Genomic DNA, 3,175 nt, shown 5'->3' on the forward strand with positions numbered 1-3,175 from the left:
CATGTGACCGGTGCCGTCACATATTCGCCCTACTCGTATTCCTCCGCCGTGAGGTCAACGCGGGCTGCGGACCCGAGAGGCTCGAAGGGCGGCGTAGGTGTTCCAGTCGTTGGCGAGGACTGATGCCCGGGCGGCGGCGAAGCCGGGGTTGCAGCCGACGAGGTCTGCGAGGACCGGCGCGGGGATCTCGCGTAGGAGTTCGTTGAAGGCCGCGATGCGACTGTTGCGCGTGATGCCCAGATCACGAAGCCGGATTCGGAGCTGGTTGGTGGTGATCGGGCGGCTTGGTCGCTGGCCGGGGAACAGCCAGGGTGAGGTGGGGTTGGCGGCGGTCCCCATATTGCGGCGCTGGGCGATCAACTCGGTGATGAGGCGGTCCAGGGGATCGGGCAAGGGTAGGTGTTCTTCGGCGATCTGCAGGAACACCTGATCATCGCGGACAGTCACGTCATCGACCTTGATCTGCGCGATGCAGGTAGTGGGTTGGGCATAGAGAAGCACCAGCAGACCCACGACGCGGTTGATGGGCGGGATCGAGTCGTCGGTGAACAGCCGGCGGATCAACGCGATCCGTTCGGCTTGGGGTTGCGCGTCGGGAGATGCCTTGGGCGGGGTCGGGATGCGCAGGCTTGGGCAAAGGCGTCGCCGGATGGCGAAGGTCATAAAGATGCGGGCCAGCAGACGGGTGGTCGGGCCGGTGGAGAACCAGTCATCGATGTCGTGTTGAGTGCATCCGGCCAAGGTGGTTCCCCGAGACTTTAACCAGTTCAGAAAGTCCAGGGCGACCTTTGTCTGCTGGCGGGCGACACCCCATGCCGAAGGGCGCAGGGTGCCGCTGTCCAGCTGTCGCAAAATTCTGTGACGGTGGTGCCATTTGATGTAAGTGGCCAGGGCCTGGCGATCGTCTGCGGACTCGATCGGGCTGAGGATGTCGGCGGTCCATTCGTCGAACTTCAGCAGCTCAGGGTTGCGTTGAGGCAGCAGCCCGGTCGCCATCAGCAGTTCGCGTAGATAGGTGACGCCGCTGGAGCGCGGCAGGGCGGAGAAGGCCTCATGGGTCAGGGCCAGGTCGCCAGCCGCTATGGCCCGAAGCCGATCGCCGACCCCTGGAAAGTGGAGCCATCGTTCCGCGCTGGTGGGGTTCTTCGCCGAGCACAATGCGTCGACCAGTGGCCTCAGGTCCGGTGGTGCCGCGCCGCTGCCATCGTCGAGAAGGGTGTTCATGCGGCGTCGGAGTGCGCATCGCGCGCACTCTCGGACTCCCCGAAGGACCTCGTCGACGGCACCGCAGGTGGCGCAGACGAATCCGGCGATGCCCGAACATGGTGCGCAGAGCAGGTCACCGTCACGTCTGCCGGGAAGGACGCGGTGTTGTCCGCACGCAGCGCAGGTGCCAACGCGGCCCAGGGCGGCGGTGTAGCAAGGGCCGCAGACGACGCCGTCGGGCCAGCGAGCGGCATGACGGCGAGGCAGGCCGCAGCGAACGCATGGACCGGGTTCGGAACTCACTGTGGATCTTGGGTGATACGGGCTCGCCGCGGCCGACCGATCCGATTGAGGTCGGTGAGGTCCGCGCCGACCGCCTTGCGCGGCCCTGCGGTCTCGACCTGCGGGACGATCAGGTCGTTAGGGGTGCAGGACAAAATGTCGCAGAGCGCGACCAGGATCGGCAGGGACAATCGTTCGGGCGTGCCGACCACGAGCCGGTAGATCTGAGCCGCAGACAGATCGATTCCGCGGTCAGCCAGCAGCGGGGCCAGCTCCGTGGTCTTCCACAAGCCCTGTTCGGCCATGCGTTCACGGAGCATCCAGCGGTAGCCCATCTTCTTCGTCATCGCTGGCCCTTCTCGCTGCGGGCCTGCTCGATGACCTTGTCGAGGGCGGCCCGCAGCACGGTCGTCTTGTAGTCGGAGGAAACCGAGGTGTAGACCGACAGCGTGCTTCCGTGCTCGTGCCCGACCTGCTGCTGGACGAACAACGGATCGTATCCGTCCTCGATCAGATGGGTGATGTAGGAGTGGCGCAGGCAGTGCGGCCCAAGCTCCTCAGGCAGACCCGTCGTCTCACGTAGCTGGGCGAACACCGCGTTCACGCGTGCCTCGTTCACCTGCTCGGTGCGTTCGGAGGGCCACAACGACGCGGCGCCCTGCCGCCGGCAGTAGGGCCACAGATCCTCGACCCACTCGGTCAGCACGTCGACCGACCACGGCATCACGGTCAGCACGCTGCGCCGCTTGGGCGGACTGCCGTGGCTGGCCTTGCCGAAACGGACATAGCAGACACCGAAGTCGCCGAATTCCGCCGCCTTGGGGTTGCGTCCGAAGTCGTGCACGTCCAGCCGCACCAGTTCTCGGCGGCGCAGACCGAAGGCGTACGCGGTCTTGAGCATCACCGCGTCCCGGAAGGCCGCCAGCACCCCCTTGCGATGCTGGCGACGGATCTCCTCCACCCGCTCATCGGCAGCGTCGAACAGTTGCTGCAGCTCAGGCCGAGCCAGCGCACGTCGCTGCGGCCGACCTTCGACATCCAGAACATGCTTAGCGCTGTTCCAATCATGGCTGATCTGCACCGGGTAGGTCCCGAAGCGGCACTCGCACTCGGCGCCCCAGCCATAGAGCGGATCACAGACATAGGCGAGGAACGAACGCACGGCCAGCTGATAGGCGCGGACCGTCGACAGGGCCACACCCCGCACCGCTCGCATGTCCGTCGACCATTCCTCAAGATGCTGAGGCACCCATCTCCACGGGAACTCCCCGCTGTGCTCCTGAAACCGCCGCACCAGTTTCAGTCGATCGTCCACGGTGGAAAAACTCAGGCTGCGACTCAACTGCTGCTGGCGCCAACCCTCCAGCATCGCCTCGAACACCTGCGCGTCCGGACGCAGCAGCGGCACTCCGGCCGCCACCACCCGATGAGCTGCTCCAGCGACCTCGAACCTCCGCGTTCCGCCCATCGGCGACCTCGCATCCACAGAACGATTCCCTCACTAGATGAAATCGCCTGAGAGATGCCGCTGGTTACACATCCGCACAGCCAGGCACTCCAACCTCAGAGCCAACCTCTCGACCAGTTGCTTGCCGCAGCTCGGCCCTTCGTGCGCTCATCGCAGCGACCATGCATCAGATGCAATACGTAAGGTTCACGCGATAATAATCTGTTATCACGTACATGG

General features: G+C 65.1%; 3 protein-coding genes. All 3 read right to left on the minus strand.

What is annotated here, in order from left to right; genetic code table 11:
- Nucleotides 1-54: 54 nt before the first annotated feature.
- Complete coding sequence (locus tag AB0H75_RS50075) at nucleotides 55-1,224, minus strand: hypothetical protein (RefSeq protein WP_367809162.1); 1,170 nt, start codon at nucleotides 1,222-1,224, stop codon at nucleotides 55-57.
- A 281-nt stretch (nucleotides 1,225-1,505) separates the two neighbouring features.
- Nucleotides 1,506-1,835 (minus strand): helix-turn-helix domain-containing protein, encoded by a 330-nt coding sequence (locus AB0H75_RS50080; RefSeq protein ID WP_367809164.1) that lies wholly within the window; start codon nucleotides 1,833-1,835, stop codon nucleotides 1,506-1,508.
- Nucleotides 1,832-2,896, minus strand: coding sequence for a tyrosine-type recombinase/integrase (locus AB0H75_RS50085; protein WP_367809166.1), 1,065 nt, complete (start codon nucleotides 2,894-2,896; stop codon nucleotides 1,832-1,834). The genes AB0H75_RS50080 and AB0H75_RS50085 overlap by 4 nt, the downstream gene beginning before the upstream one ends.
- Nucleotides 2,897-3,175: the final 279 nt, after the last annotated feature.

Origin of the sequence: Nonomuraea sp. NPDC050783 (assembly GCF_040802095.1) — a bacterium.
Classification (GTDB): domain Bacteria; phylum Actinomycetota; class Actinomycetes; order Streptosporangiales; family Streptosporangiaceae; genus Nonomuraea.

Coding starts and splice junctions, on each gene's coding strand:
- AB0H75_RS50075 (WP_367809162.1), bottom strand. CDS start 1,224: ATGAACACCCTTCTCGACGATGGCAGCGGCGCGGCACCACCGGACCTG.
- AB0H75_RS50080 (WP_367809164.1), bottom strand. CDS start 1,835: ATGACGAAGAAGATGGGCTACCGCTGGATGCTCCGTGAACGCATGGCC.